Below are 17,128 nucleotides of genomic sequence, written 5' to 3' on the forward strand. Positions count from 1 at the left end.
GGCGGCACTTGGGACTGGCGGCGGCCGACAGTGCGGAAGACCGTGAGGTCCGAGCGCCTCCCGCACAGCCGAACGCCACAGTCACCCGGGCGGCAGCGGGTAGCCACCCGTTACCCCGAGGCCAACTACGCCTGCGCCGCGCCGGGTGTCCGTTCGCTGTCAGGCAGGCGGTGGACGTGTTAGATCGAAGACTCGGCCTCGTCGTCTTCGTCCTCGGGAAGGATGTTGCCGTCCTCGTCGAGCACCGGGTGGATGCGCTCAGGGCCGTGCCTGTTGATGTCGGACGGGCGGGGCCCTTCGGGGCCGTCGGGACCCCAGCGCAGCAGGCGGCGGGTGCGGCCGATCCGGTAGACGGTGCCCTCGACCTCAAGCTCGTTGACCCGGCCGGCGCGGAGCTGGTCGGCGGCCTCGGCGTAGGGGGCCAGCTCCGAGGCCGCAGGGTCGACACCTTCGGCGACCAGGGTACGTGCGTCGACATCCCTGTGAGCGCCCACCGGGACGAAACCCCGTCTGCGTGGCTCCCACCATGTCAGGGAAAAGTCCAGTGTCTTACGGGCCTCGTGCGCACTGCCGTGCAGGGCGCTGGCCGACATCCACCCACCACCCGCGGCCTGCTCCACCACCGCGAACGTCGCAGGCAGCAGTAAGACGTCGGGATGGGTGTCCACCGCCCGCTGCGAGTCACTGCGTACGTCGTGGGGGAACCGGGAACCGGTGTAGGCCAAGGTGCGCAGCGCCAGGCGCTCCGCGGCTTGTGCTGGGGTGATGGGGGCGTCGGGGTCCAGGAGCAGCCCGTCATCGATCGGCGCCTCGATGGTGCTGCGTGCCCAGTCGGGCCTGACCGGCTCCGGATCCGTCGGGCGCGGCTGCTCGATGCCGTCCGCGTCCATGCCTGCGTACTCCTCGGCACGCACGATCCGATAGCGGGTCCCGAGCACGGTGAGTTCGTCGACGCGTTCGCGCTCCAACCGGGCGACCGCCGCCAGCAGAGCACGCCGTTCCGTCCTGTCCTGGGCATCGTCCTTCGCCCGGAACCACAGCAGCGAGTTCAGACTGTCACGCGCCGTCTGCGGACAGCCGGCAGTCACTGCGATCACCACCTGCCACTGCGGTCGCTGCTCCACACTCTGCGCTGCCACCCCGAACAGCGGGCCGCGCACCGCCAGCGTGTCGACCTGCACCACGGCGTCCATCGCGTCCGCCTCCACAGCGGCCTCCACCGGTTCTACAGGAAACCGCACCACCACCGGCCACGCCCCGCCCGACCCCATCTCTTCCTGGTCCATGCCCCTATCCTGCCGACCACGGCACATCGCCCTCCTGCATTTCCTGATTCCTGCCTTTTCGCGGACTTCACACGCTATGGGGGCGCGAGCGGGGAGGGGTGGCAAGAGCAACTCGCGGCGTCGGGACGGACTTTCGCGATCGTCTCCACCGCGCCGACAGCGGTCGGAATGGACGTCATCGCACCTCCAGCGGCCGGAATGGACGTGCCCGCACCTCAATCCGCCACGAGCACCAACCCGGCCAACCCATATGGTCACAGCACTGGACGAGTCTTCGCGGTCGGTACGTCGCGGTGCGACCGGTACGGTCGGCGCCCTTTACCGCTGAGCGCCACCGGACCGCCCAGCGCAGGCGACCGCGGCGACGTTCACAGCGGTAGCCGTCGCACCTCCGGCCGGCGACCGAGCCGGGCACCGCTGGGGACGTGCGGCCCGGTGAGCGTTCCACGGTCGGGCCACGCGAGGTCGTCAACCGCGAGAAACGGCTCGCCGGCCACCGTCGCGGGGGTTGCCCCGGTGAACGCCATGATGTCCCGATGCAGGTGGGGCTGGTCGGCGTAGCCGGCGTCGGCCGCGACGTGGGCCGCGCCTTGACCCGCGACCAGGCGGTGGGCGGCATGGTCGAAGCGGACCAGCTTCACAGCACGCTTGGGCGGCACACCGAGCTGCGACCGGAACCGGGACCACAGGCGCTTACGGCTCCATCCGACCTCGGCCGCGAGTCCGTCGACCCGGGCCAGGCCACGGCTGCCGACGATCCGGCGCCAGGCCCAGGCCACCTCCGGGTCCACCAGCGGCCCCGCCTCATGCCGGCGGGCGAGCAGCGCATCCGTCAACGCGAAGCGCGCCTGCCACGACGAGACCTCGCCCAGTTGCTCGCAGATCCGGGACACCTCCCGGCCCCACAGGTCGCCCAGGGAGACGACGGCGCCGTCGAGGTCGGTGGGGGAGACGCCCAGAACCGCGCGTGCGATCACCGGGGACAGGCGCACCTGCACGCATTCGAGGTTCTCTCCCCGGGCCCGGACCGCGCCTCCGGCTCCCAGCCCGGGCCCGGCGACGAGGCTTCCCTGCTGCTGCCCGGCGGCACAGTCAAGGACGGGCGAGCCGGCGCCGAACTCCAGGAGCAGCGTCACGGCCGGGTGCGGGATCATCCGGAGCGCCGGCAGGTTACGGACACGGAACCCGGCCATGGTGAGACCGGCCACCCTGCTGGGCCGCTGCGGGCAGGCGACGTCCCACACAGCCGCACCGTGCATGAAAGTCCGCACCGCGCCATGCTACGTGAGCCGGATGAGGGGAACATTTATCCAATCCGCCGACGGGGGTCCGCGGCGACAGTGGGCTCATGACTGTTTCTGATGGCGGACCGCACGTGAAGGGCGGCGCCGAGGCCACCGAGAGCTCCACCCTGTCGCTGGACGTCGGCGACCTCCACGTGTGCCAGGACGGCCCCCGCGACGCCCCCGCACTCCTGCTCATCCACGGGTCCGCATCCTCGACCCGCTCATGGGAGCCACTGGTTCCACTGCTGACCACGTCTCACCGCGTCATCCGGATCGACCTGCTCGGGCACGGCCGGTCGGCCAAACCGGCCGACCGCAGCTACGCGCTTCCGGACCAGGCACGCCGGGCCGGCGTGGTACTGGACCGGCTCGGCGTCGAACGCGCCGTGGTCGTCGGTCATTCCAGCGGCGGCGTGGTCGCCACCGCCGTCGCCGAACAGCGACCAGACCTGGTGACCGCGCTCGCGCTCCTCAACACCGGACCCAGCCTGGACGCCTTCATCGCCCCGCAGTCCGCCCCCGCCGGACTCGCGCAGTGGCCGCCGACCGACGAGCAGATCCGCCGCTTCGCGAGCACCGCTTTCAGCCGCGCGGGCTACCAGATGCCGCCAGAACTCCTGGACGACGTACGCCGCATGACCCACCACACGTTCACCGCAACGATGCGGGCCACCCGCGACTACCTGGAGCAGCAGGCACTCCCGGACCGTCTGAAGGCCCTCGGCAAGCCGCTACTGGTGCTCTTCGGCGAGGACGACCGCAGGTGGCGATCCTCATCCGCCGCCGACTACCGCGCCGTTCCGGGTGCGGAAGTCGAGTTGCTGCCCGGTCTCGGACACTCACCCATACTCGAGGATCCCCCGCGGACCGCCACGCCCCTGCTGGCCTTCACCACGCTCCACGCCGTACGGGTGGACTGAATGACAAGGAGGAGTGCCCTGCGGATCCTCGTCTCGGGCGCCAGCGTCGCCGGTCCGGTGCTGGCGTACTGGCTCACCAGGCACGGTTTCTGTGTCACCGTCGTCGAGCGCGCGCCGACCCCGCGCAAGACCGGCGGCCACGCGGTCGACCTGTTCCGGCCCGCGATCAACGTCTCGGAGAAAATGGGCGTGCTCCGGCGCGTCGAGGAGCGAGCCACCGGCACCAGCCGAATGACCGTCTATCAGGAGGGGGCACGGCGACCCGTCCAGGTGGACCTCTCCAAGATCTTCGGTGCCACCTCCGAGCGGCACGTCGAGATCATGCGCGACGACCTGAGCGAGATCTACTACGACGCCGCACGCGACGACGCCGAGTACCTCTTCGGCGACTCGATCACCGCGATCTCGCCCGACGGCGAGGTGCGGTTCGAGAACGCCGCGCCGCGCCGCTTCGACCTCGTCGTCGGCGCGGACGGGCTGCACTCCAACGTGCGCCGTCTCGTCTTCGGCGACGAGTCCCGTTTCAGCGCCTCCATCGGGGCCTACTTCGGGGTGTTGACCCTGCCGAATGTCTCCGGGCTCGACGGCGAGCTCCTCATGCACGTCGGCGTCGGCCGCACTGCGGGCATGTACGGCGTGCGGCACCTCGACGACGCGCGGGCGTTGTTCCTGTTCCGGAGCGAGCGTGAGCTCGACCACCACGCCCACGACGTGTCCCGGCAGAAGGAGTTGCTGCGCCGTGCGTTCGACGGCATGCACCCTGACGTGGACCGCTGGCTGGACGAGCTCGACCGCACCCCGGCGTTCTACTTCGACTCGATCGCCCAGCTCCGCATGGACACCTGGTCGCGGGGGAGGGTGACGCTCGTCGGCGACGCGGGCTACAGCCCCGGCCCGGTCGTCGGCGGTAGCACCAGCCTGGCCGTCGTCGGCGCGTACGTCCTCGCCGGGGAGCTGGCGCGGGCGGGCGGTGACCACGAGCTCGCCTTTCCCGCCTACGAGCGCGCGATGGCGGAGCACGTGCGCGGCAGCCGCGCGGCCGCGCTGAGCGCGGCGAAGACCCTGATCCCCACCTCACGCCTCGGCGTGCGTGGACTGGCCCAGGGCGCCCGCCTGATCTCGGCCCTGCCCGCGGGACCCAGCCGCGCCCTGCTCCGCCTCACCACCAAGAGCGCACGCCTCCACAATTCCATGACCGTCGACGACTACCCGCCGTCGCCCACCGCATCACGAGGCGGGGCCGACTTCGCGGGTTGAACCGGAGGTGAGCTCGGGGGGAGTGAGGAGGGCCCGCCGCCCTGGTGCGGGGCCGGCTTGCGGAATTGGGCCGCCCGGCTGGCAAGACGATGGCAAGGGGCGCACGTGAGGGCCGACCGATAGCGTGCCGGACATGTCTGAGGGGATCGCCTGGATAGGCACACACAGCACCACAGGAAAGTCCGCCGCCCTGCCTGGAATGCTCGGCGGGATATCGCTGACCTGCGCCCGCGGCGTCGACGCGGACGAGTTCCTCATCGCACTGGGCGCCGACCTCGACGAGCTTGCCGAGCGCACCCCGTACAAGGATCTCGCCGTGCCGGTGGGACGGCCAGGCAGGCCGTCGCCCCACGCCAACGCCGTCATGTACGGGACGAGCGGCGCCTGGGTGTACGTGCTGGAGGACTGGGGCATGGCGACGTGGGCCACCGGCTACCGAAAGGTGGAGTCGATGCGGCCCGGCCCGGACGAGGAGATCGTCTGCGTGACGCTGAACTGGTGGAGCCCCCCGAGGACGGTCATCCACGCACCGGGTGACGGCCGCGCCTGGCGGGCCGCATTCGGAGAGGACACCGGCCAGGCATCCGCCCTGGACGCGGCACTCCACGCAGCGGGCGCAGTGTTCCCGAACATGGGGGACACGGACGAAGCCACAGTGGCGGTGTACTACGAGGAGCACGGGGAACGGCTCCCTGCGGCTGTGTTCACCGCAGTGGGCGCCTACTGCGCACTGTCCGTCGACCCGGCGGCTGTCCGGGCCGGCGAGCTGCCGTCGCTCCTGATCCCCAGGGCCTGACGGACGCACAGGACCGCCCCCACCCCAGGTCGCGGGGTGGGGGCTGGGGTCCATGTGCGTCCGACTGCTACTGGCCTTCAGTTGAGTTGATGCGGGGGCCGCGGGCCGCAGCTCCCGAGCGAATCGGGTGGGCGGTGGGCTACTTCGGGCTGATCGTGACCCTGTAGGTGGCGCCGGCCCTGCCGTGGGTGCTCACGGTGACGGTCTGGCCGTGGTGTCCCCAACTGGCCTTGCTGCCTTGAATATTGACACGGTAGCCGCGCGGATACGTGTCCCTGGGCACGGTGATCCAGGTGGGCCCCTCTGCGGTGTCGCGAGTGCGGAAGGTGAGCGTGTAGGTGCGTGCGGCCGGGTCGTAGGCGAACGTGAGCGGGTCGCCCGCGACGGCCCGCGCGTAGGGCTGGACGAGCAGCTGGGCGCTGGGCTTCGCGGCGCCCGACTGGTCGAGGAAGCAGTAGCCGCCGCCCCGGCACCACTGCCACCACGTCCAGCCACTGGAGAAGCGGTCCAGGGAGGCCGTCATGTCGGTGACGAACTGGCTCGCGTGCGGAACGTAGGGGTTGCCGCCCCATTCCCCCACGATCACCGGCATGCGGTGACGGGTCGGGTAGTCGCTGATGGCGGCCTCGTAGGCGGGAATGAAGGTGCCGTTGGGGTCGTAGTCGGCGCCGGATTCCATCGCGGTCTCGTAGAAGTGCGGCGCGTAGCCGGCGTGCGGGTCGTTGATGTGGCCCAGCTGGGTGGGGACGCCGGTGCCGACGATGACGGTTGGTTCGACGAAGACCCACGACCTGTGGTCGACCAGGCGGATCGCCTGGGCAAGGCGGTTCCACAGCTCGGTGAGCTCGGTGGCCTCGAAGCGGGCCGCGGCGGCGGGGAGGTCTTCGCCTTCGAGGAACTTCGCGAACGGCTCATTCATCAGGTCGTAGCCGAGCAGCGCCGGGTGTCTGCCCAGGGCGGAGGCGACCGTCATCCACATGCGAGCGTGCGCGGCGCGGAGGTCGGCGTCCTTGTACAGGTGGTCAAAGGAGGCCTGTACGGATGGCTCGAAGTACTCGGAGAACCAGTCGTCGGGTATCGGCTCGAACGGTAGCCCCTCGTCGCGGGTGGCCCAGTCGGGGACGCCGCGGGAGCCGAAGTGGGGGCCGTATACGTCCTGGTGGGCGTCGAGGATGACCTTGATGTGGTAGTGGTTGGCCCAGTCGAGGATGCGGCGCATCTTGGTGAGGTAGCTGCGGTCGTAGTGCCCGGGGGCGGGTTCGAGGTCGTCCCAGAAGAACGCGAGGCGCGCGAGGTTGAAGCCCCGGGCGGCCATGTCCTTGAGGTCGCTCTCGTGGATGTCGGCGAACGCGTTGGTGCCTCGGCTGCTCTTGTCGGCGAGGTTGAAGCCGCGCCACTGGAGCGCGCGGCCTTGGCCGTCGGCGATGAAGGTGCGGTCACCGACCGTGACCCGGTCGGGGGAGCGGCCGGGGGAGTGGTCGGTAGAGCGGTCGGGGTGGGCCTGGGCCTGCGCGGGGAGGACGCCGAGCAGGAGGGCGGCCACGGCGAGGGCGGCGGGGACGACGCGGGAGGTCAAGCGCATGCCGGAGCCCCTTTCGAGGGTGGCTGCTTGGGCGGCGTGCTACTGGCCGGCCGGATGCTACTGGCGGGAGGGTGAAGTTCCCAGGGGGTCACGGGAAGTTGGCGGAAGCTGGCGGGGCTTCCTTCTTCAAGGATTCCCCGGCGTCATTACCGGCCTTTCCCCAGGGCCTGGGCCAGAGCCAGGGCCAGGGCCTGGGCGTTCGCTGGGGGGTTTCCTCGAACTCTTCGCGGCACCCGGCTCGCGCCAACCACCTCAAACCACCTAGCTGCACGTCCTCCTCACCCACCTACCTGCACGCCCTCCTCACCGGCTCGCCGAACTGGTTCGGCAAAACCCCACCTCGGACGTCTTGCGCTCCTGACCAGATACCCGCCAGAACTCCTGCAACGAGTCCTGGCCGATACGCGTTCGTCTTACCGTGATCGAGTGCCGGCACCCGGCCGCGTTTACCGATGAGCGGCCAGCACTGCCGCGAGGCCCTCTTGTAGATCTTTGACGAAATACTCGGGAACCTCCAGCGACGGGAAATGTCCCCCGGTTTCGGGCTCCCTCCATCGGACGATCTGCCGGTACCGCTCCTGTGCCCAGGCGCGCGGACACTTCTCGACGTCGCGGGGATAGATAGTGATTGCTGACGGGACGTCGACCCGAAGTTCGGGGTCGAGCGAGTTGTGGCTTTCGTAGTAGATGCGGGCCGCCGAGGCGCCGGTCCGCGTCAGCCAGTACAGGGTGACGTCGTCGAGAATGCGGTCTCTGGAAATCCTCTCGAACGGGCTGTCTTCGGTGTCCGACCACTCGGCGAACTTGTCGAGGATCCAGGCAAGAAGCCCGACCGGTGAGTCGACGAGCGAGTAGCCGATGGTCTGCGGTCGGGTCGCCTGCTGCTTCGCGTACGCCGCGCGGTGGCGCCAGAAATGGCGGGTTTCCTCGGCCCATTTGCGTTCGACCGCCGTCAGCCCGTCCGTCGTCAACCCGGGCGGGCCCTCCGCGAACGTGGTGTGGATGCCGAGAACCTGCGCCGGGAACCTGCCACCGATGACCGTGGTGATATTGCCTCCCCAGTCGCCGCCGTGGGCTACGAACTTGCTGTAGCCGAGCCGTTCCATGAGTTCCACCCATGCGGCCGCGATCTTTTCGGTTCCCCACCCGGTGGTGGCCGGCTTGTCGCTGTAACCGAAGCCTGGAAGCGACGGGGCCACGACGTGGAACGCCGGCGCGTCTGTGTCCTTCGGATCTGCCAGCTCGTCCACTACATCGACGAACTCGGCAATGCTGCCTGGCCAGCCGTGCGTCAAGATCAGAGGAGTGGCGTCCGCGCGCGCGGACCGGCGGTGCAGGAAGTGGATTCCCAGATCATCAATGGTCGTGCGGAACTGGCCGATCTGGTTGAGCCGCGCTTCGAACGACCGCCAGTTGTACCCGGTGCGCCAGTAGTCCACGACATCGACGAGGTCGGCGAGAGGAACGCCCTGCTCCCATCGGCGGGGGCCGGGCGCGGCGCGATGGACGGTCTCGGCCTCGGGCAGTCGCGCCGCGGCCAGTCGCGCCCGCAGATCGTCGAGGTCAGCGTCAGTTGTGTGCGCTTCAAATGCTTGTACGTCGCCGGTTGGACGGGGCATGAGACCTCCTGGCCATCGCGGAACCGGCTACGACCTGTTGTGAACCGGCTAAGACGGTTCTAGCAGTTCTTCGAGCCGCACCGCAACCGGCTAAGCTGGTTCCATGCGTGCTGAATTCCCTGACTTCCGCCTCGGTACCGTGCTGGCGACCAGCTTCACGGGGACTCACTCGGAGCGGCATGGCAACGCTGTGGAGCGCATTCCCACGCCGCAGCGACTCGTCGACTGGCTGACAGTCAGCGGCCTCGCTGTGGACTCCTGCACCGCTGCCCAGCTCGACCTCGCTCGGGAACTGAGGGAGTCGATTCACGCCGCCGCGACAGCGGCCGCGGTCCAGGACGCTCTCCCTGCAGCTGCTGTCCAAGTCATCAATGACTGCAGCGCTCAGGGTCGGGCGGCAGCGATCCTGACGCCCGAGGGCAAGCGGCAGTGGCGGCTCAGCTCGGCTTCCCGCGTGGAAGATGCCCTCGGCGTGATCGCCGCCGACGCGATCAGCATCATCGCGGGCGAACGAGACGGAAAATTGGCCTTGTGTGCGTCACCAACCTGCCGAGCCGCCTTCTTCGACACCAGTCAAAGTCGCACCCGCAAGTGGTGTGACATGAACACGTGCGGGAATCGTCAGAAGAAAGCGCGCTTCAACGCCAACCAGCGCAAAGACCCTAGATCAGCGGAGTGATCGTCACCTCGGTACACGTCGACGTTTACTGATCGGCGACCCACGAGAAGCACGCCGAGCCTCCCGCCGCATGGGCCGCAAGTCCGCCCAGGTCGCCAACTCACAGTCGACAACAGTCGACAACTCCGCCTGTCAAGGACACGAACTGGCTTGGCCGGACCGCTCCCTGACCGTCGGGAAAGGGTCCGGCACACTGAACCTTCCCCGGGCATTGCACCTCTTCAGGTGTGTAGGCGCGCGCTGACCTCGCGTGCCGATTCGCCTTCGAGGGGAACCCGATATGAAGAGCAAGCTGACCGCCGTGGCCCTCGCGACCGTCGTCGTCGCCGGCGCTGCCGTTACCGCCACCCCGGCCTCGGCCGCCCCCGCCAAAGCCGAGCCGACCCGCTGCCACACCTCCGACCTGAAGGCCGGCTTCGCCACGGGGGAGGACGCGAGGCCGGAGATGGAGCAGACCGAGAAGCAGACCCAGGCGTACATCTGGTTCACCAACCAGAGCAAGCGCACCTGCACCCTGTCCGGCTTCGCCGGTGTCGACATGATCGGCGCTCAGGGGACCGACGGCACCTGGTCGCTGGCGCGCTCCTCCAAGAAGCCCGAAAAGATGATCATGGAGCAGGGGGACACTGTGGACTTCAGCATCACCCTGCTCCCGGTGGCCAGGTCCACGCCGCAGAAGGAGAAGTTCGTTCCGGCGAAGTTCCTGGTCACACCGCCGAACGAGACCGCGCACTTCACCCTGAAGTGGCCGTTCGGCGGCCAGATCCTCAAGCAGGACGGCGCCACCCACCCGGGCACCTACCTCAACCCGGTCGGGCGGTAAGCGACTGGACAGCCTTTGAGCTTCCCTTCAGCTGATGGCTATTGCAGTACTCCCGGAATGAGTTGAAGCATCCGGCAAATGCGGTGGCCACCTCGGACATGCGGCAGGTCCCCGGCCTTCTCGCCAGGGCCCTGGATGTTGTGTTTCCGGCACCCCGAGCGACAACGTTCGCTGTCAATCGCCTCGATTTGGATGGCGCGGGACAGGAGGACTGCGCAACGCTGCGGCAGCGGCGTGGGATTGCGGCCCGCCAAGGGGCGAGGAGATGTGGGGTGCTGAGGGCCGCCGCCGGCGAGGTGCTGGGCGCACTGGCCGAGCCGGGCAACCGCAATGACTGCGCTGCCTTCGCCGAGTCAGGCATCGCGGATGCCTGCGGCCAGGTAACTGTCCGTGCCAGCAGCGTCGCCCCCATGCACAACCTCGCCCTCACTCAAGGCTGATCACAGAGTCACCAGACGGCCTTTAGGCCGGTCGTCGTTGGACGGCATCGGCGATGACCGCTGTCACGAGCTTGTTGACGGCTGTCGTGGTCGGCGGGCCGGGGTCGCGGTCTGCGAACAGGAGATGCCCGCCGCCGACCAGGGAGAGGGTGAGGGAGTCGATGTCGGCGTCGGCCGCGATGCGGCCCTGTTCACGCTCGGCGGTCAGATAGGCAGAGATCGCAGTCGTGGCCTGGGCGAGGATCGCGATGCCGCCGCCGGGCCTGGCTTGGCGCAGCCGTGCGCGTAGCTCGTCCCGGAAGGTGATGAGCGGGATGATGGCCACCGGAACCGGTCCGAACAGGGTGGTCAGCGCGGTGGTGAGGTTGTCGGCCACCGTGCCGGTGCCGACGGCCTCGCGCAGCGCACTCGCGTGCGTCTCAAGTTGCGCGGCCCGGTCGAGCACCAGGTCGGTGAGGAAGGCGTCGAAGTCGGTGAAGTGCCGATGCAGGACGCCTTTGGCGCAGCCCGCCTCGTCGGTGACGGCCCGGCTGGTCAGCGCGTTCGGCCCGTCTCGCAGAAGTATGCGTTCGGCGGCGTCGAACAGCTGCTGTCGCGCGTCGCGAAGGTGCACCCCAGTCGGCACTCGCAGATCCTCTCGTGCGTCAATCTGCTGACATTCTTGCCCAGTGGGCACACGCCCACTAAGGTGGGCGCATGCCCATTTTACCGCGAGAGCAATCAGAACCGTCTCCGGCGGAGCCGCACAAGGCCAGGCGGATGGCTGAATCGTTCGGTATGGACGCGCAACGCTACGACCAAGCCAGACCCGGCTACCCCGATGCACTGGTGGCGCGGATCGTCGCCGGAAGTCCCGGGCCTGACGTGCTCGACGTCGGCTGCGGCACCGGCATCGCAGCCCGCCAGTTCCAGGCCGCCGGCTGCACCGTGCTCGGCGTCGAACCCGATGCGCGGATGGCCGACTTCGCGCGAGCCCGTGGCCTGCAGGTCGAGGTGGCGGCCTTTGAAGCCTGGCAGCCGGCCGGCCGGACGTTCGACGCGGTCATCGCCGCCCAGTCATGGCACTGGGTGGATCCGGCCACCGGCGCCCTGAAGGCGGCACATGTGCTGCGTCCAGGGGGACGGCTGGCGATCTTCGGGCACGTGTACGAGCCGCCTGCCGAGGTGGCCGAACCGTTCGCCGCCGCCTACCGGCGGGCGGCGCCCGACTCCCCGCTCAACGGCCAACCGGTCCGACGTCCGCTCGAGCTCTACCAGGCGGCATACGCGAAGGTCGCCGACAAGATCCGCGAGAGCGAACAGTTCAACGATCCCGAACAGTGGGGATTCGACTGGGAGCAGTCCTACACGCGCGACCAATGGCTGGACCTGCTACCCACCACTGGTGGCCTCACGCAGCTCCGTCCCGATCAGCTGGCCGAGATATTGGACGCGGTCGGGGAAGCCATCGACTCCCTGGGCGGACGCTTCACGATGAACTACACCACGCTGGCCGCGACCGCCGTACGCGCTGGCGCCGCCTGAGTCCATCCGCTCCGCCGAGTCGCCGCCGACCTGGAAATCCGCGGACGCCGACCTGGAAAAACACGGACAATTCGACGCTCTGCCGGGCGTCGGCGGGGGAGTGCGGCCAGTCGCTTAGGCGGTCATTGACGGATCGATATGTGGGGCCGAGGTCGCGTCAGGGACGCCGGCCGAGCGGCTCGTGCGCCAGCCGCCGGGCACCATGTCGTGCGGCGATCCTTCACAGCCGCACCGGCGGCACCACCGGCCCAGCCACCGCCGCACCGGCGCACCACCGGCCCAGCTCAACGACTCGGCGCGCCAGCACAGAGACGCACGCCAGCGCAGACACGAGCGATCGACGTCATGGGCACACGGTCCCCCCCGTCTTCCGCAGACAAGGGCGCGCTGCCTCGCAGCAGTGCGCCCTTGTGCGTTGCCCGCGCATGGCCTTCTGCGCAACGGCAGCCCGCGGATCGGCCTGTGCCAGGACGACCTTTCCTGGACTCCGCGATCATTGCGAGACAGCCCTTGAAGCGTGTTGCACAACTCCGTGATCCGGGCATTTGCCCTGGATGGGTGGGGCGTTGAGGGCTGAGGCGTAGTGAGTTGAGGCGTCCACTGCAAAGGGAACGACGCTCCAGCCACTCCTCCCAACGCAGGTCCGCCCCTCGGAACGTTGACAGGCTTCTGTCGACATGTTGCTATGAGGCGCTGCTCAGCTGGACCTGCGTCGCATTGCATGCCGCTAGGGCACCGGATCGACCGCCACTTGACCGGGGGTGGCGCCCCCGAACTCAGAGCGAGGACCCATGCCGCAGCGCGCCGCGACCATCGTCGGCGGTGGGATCGGCGGCCTCGCGGCTGCCATCGCCCTGCACCGCCGGGGCTGGCGCGTCGAAGTGCTGGAACGAGCACCGGAGTTCACCGAGATCGGCGCCGGTATCTCCCTGTGGCCAAACGCGCTGCATGCGCTTGAGGTGCTCGGCCTGGCCGACGCCGTCCGGGCGTACGGTGCCGTCGAGGCCACGGGCGGCGTACGCGACCGCCGGGGCCGCTGGCTGTCCCGTACGGACAACGCGGAGCTGGCACGCCGCTTCGGCCATCCCTTGGTGGTCCTGCACCGCGCCGATCTGCTGCGGGTGCTCACCGAGGCGCTGCCTGCCGACAGCCTGCGGTCGGGCAGCGAGGTGTCCGTGGTCCGCGACGACGACCACAGTCTGGTCGTCGAACACCGTGGGGGCGCGTCCCGGCCCGATCTCGTGGTCGGCGCCGACGGGCTGCGCAGTGTGGTACGACACGCGCTGTGGCCCGACGCGGCCGGCCCCCGGTACGCCGGTTACACCGCCTGGCGCATGGTCACCGAGCCTCTCGCCGAGCCGCCCGCCGAAGGTGCGGCGACCTGGGGGCGTGGGGAACGGTTCGGCTACACGGCGCTGCCGGGCGGCCGGATGTACTGCTTTGCGACCGCGTCACTGCCGGCGGGAACGATCTCCGGCTCGTCGGAGTACGCCGAACTGCTGCGCAGGTTCGGATCCTGGCCGGATCCCGTCCCCGCCCTGCTGGCCGGCGTCCCCGCGGATGCGGTGCTCCGCCACGACCTGTACGACCTGCCGCCGCTGACCTCCTTCGTCCGCGGCCGGGTCGCGCTGCTGGGCGACGCGGCCCATGCCATGACCCCCAATCTGGGCCAGGGCGCGTGTCAGGCACTGGAGGACGCGGTCACCCTCGCCCACTGCCTCGACGGCACCCCGGACGTGGCCGCCGCGCTCCGCTCGTACGACCTGCTGCGCCGCCCGCGGACGCAGGCCATCACGCGCCGCTCCGCCCGGCTCGGCGCGGTCGGCCAGTTGTCGTGGCCGCCCGCGGTGCTACTGCGCGACACGGCCGCCCGGCTGACGCCGATGGGGGCCACGCTGCGTTCCATGACGTCGGTGCTTAGCTGGACGGCACCCGTTGACCCGGTGACCGCGACGGAGAGCGAGAGCAACTGATGCCGGACTGGACGTATCACCCGCTGCGCGGCTTGGCGGCCGCCGCCGTCGGCCGGCGCCGTTCGCAGCGAACCGCACTGCGGCTGCTGGCGTCGATCGGCTCCCGTGCGGCCGGTGCGCGGCTGATCGCCCGGGGATTCGGCCACCGCCATCCACCGGAGCGGCTCGCGGGCGAGATCGCCGGCGTGCCCGTGACCGTCCGGCTCGGCATATCCGTCCCGCCCTCGCTCGCTCGCGAGGCGGTGCGCGCCATGCACCCGCTCGGGGCCGGTGTCGTCGAGGTGGCGCCCGTCTCGGCGGCCGACGTCGAGACGGTACGTGAGGCCGCTGCCGGCCGCTCGATCCCGGTCGTGGCCCGGGCGTGCGATCCGGAGGTGGAGGCCGCCCTCAGGTCCCATGTCGACGGGTTCACCAGCAGCGGCGATCCGCACGTGGTGCATGTGTCCGACCCGTCCGTCACCGCCGCGGCCGCCGCGCTCGACGAGCCGGAGGCCGTCGTGCTCGCCCGGCCCGGAGTGCTCGTCGAGGCCGGGCCCGGCTGGTTCGCACGGGTCACCGAGGCGGCCACGCCCACCGCGCCCGCTCCGCGGCTGCGGGACGTCGGCCGCGATCCTCGCCGCTGGCCCGCCTGGTGGTGGGCACTGCTCGTCGGGCTCGGTATGACGGGGGCGGGGCTCGGGGCCGCGGCGATCACGCTGGGGCCGGTGCTGCTCTGGTACGACCGTGACTACCTCCGCATGACGCTGCACGACCTGCACGCCGCCAACCACCACCTCGTGCACTTCCTCCAGCACGACCGGATCACCATGGCCGGCACGATGGTGGCGATCGGCGCCCTCTACACCGGCCTTGCCGTGGGCGGGATCAGACGCGGCTGGCCCTGGGCCCGTGAGGTGTATCTGCTCTCGGGGCTGATCGGCTTCCCCACCTTGTTCTACTTCCTGGCCACCGGCTTCGTGGAACCCCTGCACACGGCCACCGTCATCGTGCTGTTCCCGATGTTCGTGGCCGCGGTCCGGCGGACCCCGCATGCACCGCGGTGGCGCCTGACGCCCGAGGGGCCGGAGCCGGAACGCCGACGGGCGCTGGTCGGCCAGTTGCTGCTGATCGTCACGGGGGCGGGGCTGTTCGTCGGCGGGGCGGTGATCTCGGTGGTCGGTCTGACCGGTGTCTTCGTGCCGAGTGACCTGGTCTTCCTGGGCACCAGCGCGCAGACGCTGGAAGCCGTGAGCCCTCGGCTCGTGCCGTTCGTCGCCCACGACCGTGCGGGGTTCGGCGGCGCCCTGATGGCCGCCGCCGTGGCGATCATCCTGCTCAGCGCGTGGGGCTGGCGGCGGGGTGAAGCCTGGGTGTTCTGGACGCTGGCTGCGGCGGCGGCCGCCGGCTTCCTGCCGACTGTCGTCGTGCACGGCGCGATCCACTACGTGGACTTCATCCACCTCGCACCGGTCTACTTCGGCATCGCCATGACCGGCACCGGCCTGCTGCTCGCGCGTCCGTACCTCTGCGCCAGGGTGCCGGCGAGGCCGAAAGACTGACGGGCCGCCCCGGCGAGCGCTCCACCACCGATCCAAGGGGCAGGCAGCTGTGTGTGGTTGGGCTTTTGGGCCCCGGCGTGGTCTCTCGAAGACTGTGCACAACTTGGTTCGAGTGCCGGGGCTGTGATCGCATGGTGGCGATGCTCTCCAACGAACCTCCAGCAGAGGCGCGGGTACCGACGAGCCGTGCAGCCGCCACTGCCGCCACCGCCCTCACCAACAAAGGCACCGACTCGGGTGCCGGAGCTGGCGCCGGCACCGACCACACGATCACCGGCGACGAGAAGGAGCGCCCACGGGCCGAGCGCAAGCCGCGTCGGATCGTGCGGAGGACCGCGAAGGTGGTCGTCGCACTGGCCGTCGTGCTTGCGTTTCTTGCGCTCGGCGACCGGTGGGCCGTGCTCTACGCGGAGAACCTGGCGGCGCAGCAGGTGCAGAAGGCGCTGAAGCTGCACGCCGAGCCCGAGGTGCACATCGACAGCTTCCCGTTCATCGGGCAGGTGCTCGCGGGCAACATCGACCACGTCGAGGTCAACGTCCCCGACGTCGACGCCGGGCCGGTCTCCGTCGCTCAGGTGAAGGGGACGGTGGACAACATCCGGATCGTCGGCAGCCTGCCGTCCTCGGTCAAGGGCGCGGTGCTGAGCCGGGTGCGCGGTGATGTCCGGCTGGACTTCCAGGACCTGAACCGCGAAGTCGGTGCGTCGCAGATCCACTTGAGGCCCGGCCCCGCGGAGAACACAGTGCTGGCCAGCGGCGACCTGCCGGTGGGCGACAAACAGGCCCAGATCCGGGGGCGTGCGCAGTTGCAGCGCACCGGGTATCGCGGCCTGCGCATGACCGTGCGGGACACGCGCGTGGTGATACCCGGCGTGCTCACGTACGTGCCTGGCGAGGGTGGTGGTGTGCAGCTGACTGCACCTGTCGCCGACAAGATGGACGAGGACGAGCTGCAACAGGCGACCGGACAGCACGTCCTTCCGCAGCAGATGATGAAGGGTCGCGTGCTGGACACGCTCGTGGACCATCCGTTGCTGCTCAAGCCCACCGGTATCGATCCCTCGCTCATCCAGGGTCTGCAGAAGCTCCGGGAGCCGAAGGTCGCGCAGCAGATGGAGTTCTCCGTGCAGCTGCCGGACAACCTGCCGGGCGACATTCGACTACGCGACATCTCCGTGACGAAGAACGGCATTCAGGCGCAGCTGACCGGCAACGACGTGCCGGTGGGCTAACTTGCTCCGACGAAAACTGCTGGCTCTCCGGCCGGGTCCCCTTTTTGCGGGCCCCGGCCGCATGCTGGGTGGGTACGCAGGATCGTGGAGTCCACCGACACGGCCCAGGTCAGGTCCTCATCGGCGTCGGCCCGAGCCATCAGCGCGGTGAAGATCCGCCCACACGTGCACTG

The 17,128-nt window shown here is 69.7% G+C and carries 15 protein-coding genes and 1 pseudogene; 10 read left to right on the forward strand and 6 right to left on the reverse strand.

Translation table 11 applies throughout. The features are described from left to right. Positions 1-179 precede the first annotated feature (179 nt). Positions 180-1,286 (reverse strand): DUF5954 family protein, encoded by a 1,107-nt coding sequence (locus AB0E02_RS03115; RefSeq protein ID WP_362135330.1) that lies wholly within the window; start codon positions 1,284-1,286, stop codon positions 180-182. A gap of 368 nt (positions 1,287-1,654) precedes the next feature. Next, positions 1,655-2,557, reverse strand: coding sequence for a helix-turn-helix domain-containing protein (locus AB0E02_RS03120; RefSeq protein ID WP_362135332.1), 903 nt, complete (start codon positions 2,555-2,557; stop codon positions 1,655-1,657). 77 nt (positions 2,558-2,634) lie between these two features. Here AB0E02_RS03120 and AB0E02_RS03125 point away from each other — a divergent pair, with 77 nt between their 5' ends. The 3 genes from AB0E02_RS03125 to AB0E02_RS03135 all read left to right on the forward strand — a co-directional run bounded on the left by AB0E02_RS03125 (position 2,635) and on the right by AB0E02_RS03135 (position 5,545). After that, positions 2,635-3,492: an alpha/beta hydrolase gene (locus AB0E02_RS03125; protein ID WP_362135334.1), complete on the forward strand. Its 858-nt coding sequence runs from the start codon at positions 2,635-2,637 to the stop codon at positions 3,490-3,492. Then, a complete protein-coding gene (locus tag AB0E02_RS03130; protein WP_362135335.1) occupies positions 3,493-4,749 on the forward strand; it encodes an FAD-dependent monooxygenase in 1,257 nt (418 codons plus the stop codon). 133 nt (positions 4,750-4,882) lie between these two features. Beyond that, the gene (locus tag AB0E02_RS03135) at positions 4,883-5,545 is read left to right on the forward strand and encodes a hypothetical protein (protein WP_362135337.1); all 663 of its coding nucleotides are present in this window, start codon (positions 4,883-4,885) and stop codon (positions 5,543-5,545) included. Positions 5,546-5,684: 139 nt separating this feature from the next. Here AB0E02_RS03135 and AB0E02_RS03140 read toward each other — a convergent pair whose 3' ends face one another. Beyond that, a complete protein-coding gene (locus AB0E02_RS03140; RefSeq protein ID WP_362135339.1) occupies positions 5,685-7,127 on the reverse strand; it encodes a cellulase family glycosylhydrolase in 1,443 nt (480 codons plus the stop codon). A gap of 446 nt (positions 7,128-7,573) precedes the next feature. Then, a complete protein-coding gene (locus AB0E02_RS03145) occupies positions 7,574-8,746 on the reverse strand; it encodes an epoxide hydrolase (protein WP_362135341.1) in 1,173 nt (390 codons plus the stop codon). 103 nt (positions 8,747-8,849) lie between these two features. Here AB0E02_RS03145 and AB0E02_RS03150 point away from each other — a divergent pair, with 103 nt between their 5' ends. The 3 genes from AB0E02_RS03150 (at position 8,850) to AB0E02_RS03160 (ending at position 10,688) form a co-directional block, all read left to right on the forward strand. Beyond that, complete coding sequence (locus AB0E02_RS03150; protein WP_362135343.1) at positions 8,850-9,425, forward strand: CGNR zinc finger domain-containing protein; 576 nt, start codon at positions 8,850-8,852, stop codon at positions 9,423-9,425. A gap of 280 nt (positions 9,426-9,705) precedes the next feature. Continuing rightward, on the forward strand, positions 9,706-10,248 hold the full coding sequence (locus AB0E02_RS03155; RefSeq protein ID WP_362135345.1) for a DUF4232 domain-containing protein: 543 nt from the start codon (positions 9,706-9,708) through the stop codon (positions 10,246-10,248). A 272-nt stretch (positions 10,249-10,520) separates the two neighbouring features. Then, positions 10,521-10,688: a hypothetical protein gene (locus tag AB0E02_RS03160; RefSeq protein ID WP_362135347.1), complete on the forward strand. Its 168-nt coding sequence runs from the start codon at positions 10,521-10,523 to the stop codon at positions 10,686-10,688. Positions 10,689-10,710: 22 nt separating this feature from the next. Here the strand turns inward: AB0E02_RS03160 and AB0E02_RS03165 are convergent, their stop codons facing one another. Further along, positions 10,711-11,313: a TetR/AcrR family transcriptional regulator gene (locus AB0E02_RS03165; protein WP_362135349.1), complete on the reverse strand. Its 603-nt coding sequence runs from the start codon at positions 11,311-11,313 to the stop codon at positions 10,711-10,713. A 71-nt stretch (positions 11,314-11,384) separates the two neighbouring features. Between AB0E02_RS03165 and AB0E02_RS03170 the strand changes: the two genes are divergently transcribed. The 4 genes from AB0E02_RS03170 (at position 11,385) to AB0E02_RS03185 (ending at position 16,955) form a co-directional block, all read left to right on the forward strand. Further along, positions 11,385-12,212 carry a class I SAM-dependent methyltransferase gene (locus AB0E02_RS03170; RefSeq protein ID WP_362135351.1) on the forward strand — a complete coding sequence of 276 codons (828 nt, stop codon included), beginning with the start codon at positions 11,385-11,387 and terminating at the stop codon, positions 12,210-12,212. Positions 12,213-13,003: 791 nt separating this feature from the next. Further along, positions 13,004-14,185 carry an FAD-dependent monooxygenase gene (locus AB0E02_RS03175; protein ID WP_362135353.1) on the forward strand — a complete coding sequence of 394 codons (1,182 nt, stop codon included), beginning with the start codon at positions 13,004-13,006 and terminating at the stop codon, positions 14,183-14,185. Further along, positions 14,185-15,723 carry a hypothetical protein gene (locus tag AB0E02_RS03180; RefSeq protein ID WP_362135355.1) on the forward strand — a complete coding sequence of 513 codons (1,539 nt, stop codon included), beginning with the start codon at positions 14,185-14,187 and terminating at the stop codon, positions 15,721-15,723. The genes AB0E02_RS03175 and AB0E02_RS03180 overlap by 1 nt, the downstream gene beginning before the upstream one ends. 140 nt (positions 15,724-15,863) lie before the next feature. Beyond that, the gene (locus tag AB0E02_RS03185; RefSeq protein WP_362135357.1) at positions 15,864-16,955 is read left to right on the forward strand and encodes a DUF2993 domain-containing protein; all 1,092 of its coding nucleotides are present in this window, start codon (positions 15,864-15,866) and stop codon (positions 16,953-16,955) included. A 37-nt stretch (positions 16,956-16,992) separates the two neighbouring features. Here the strand turns inward: AB0E02_RS03185 and AB0E02_RS03190 are convergent. Beyond that, positions 16,993-17,113, reverse strand: a pseudogene (locus tag AB0E02_RS03190) (IS5/IS1182 family transposase); the annotation flags it as partial. Between the last annotated feature and the right edge of the window lie 15 nt (positions 17,114-17,128).

The organism is Streptomyces sp. NPDC048196, from assembly GCF_040652715.1.
Lineage (GTDB): Bacteria > Actinomycetota > Actinomycetes > Streptomycetales > Streptomycetaceae > Streptomyces > Streptomyces siderophoricus.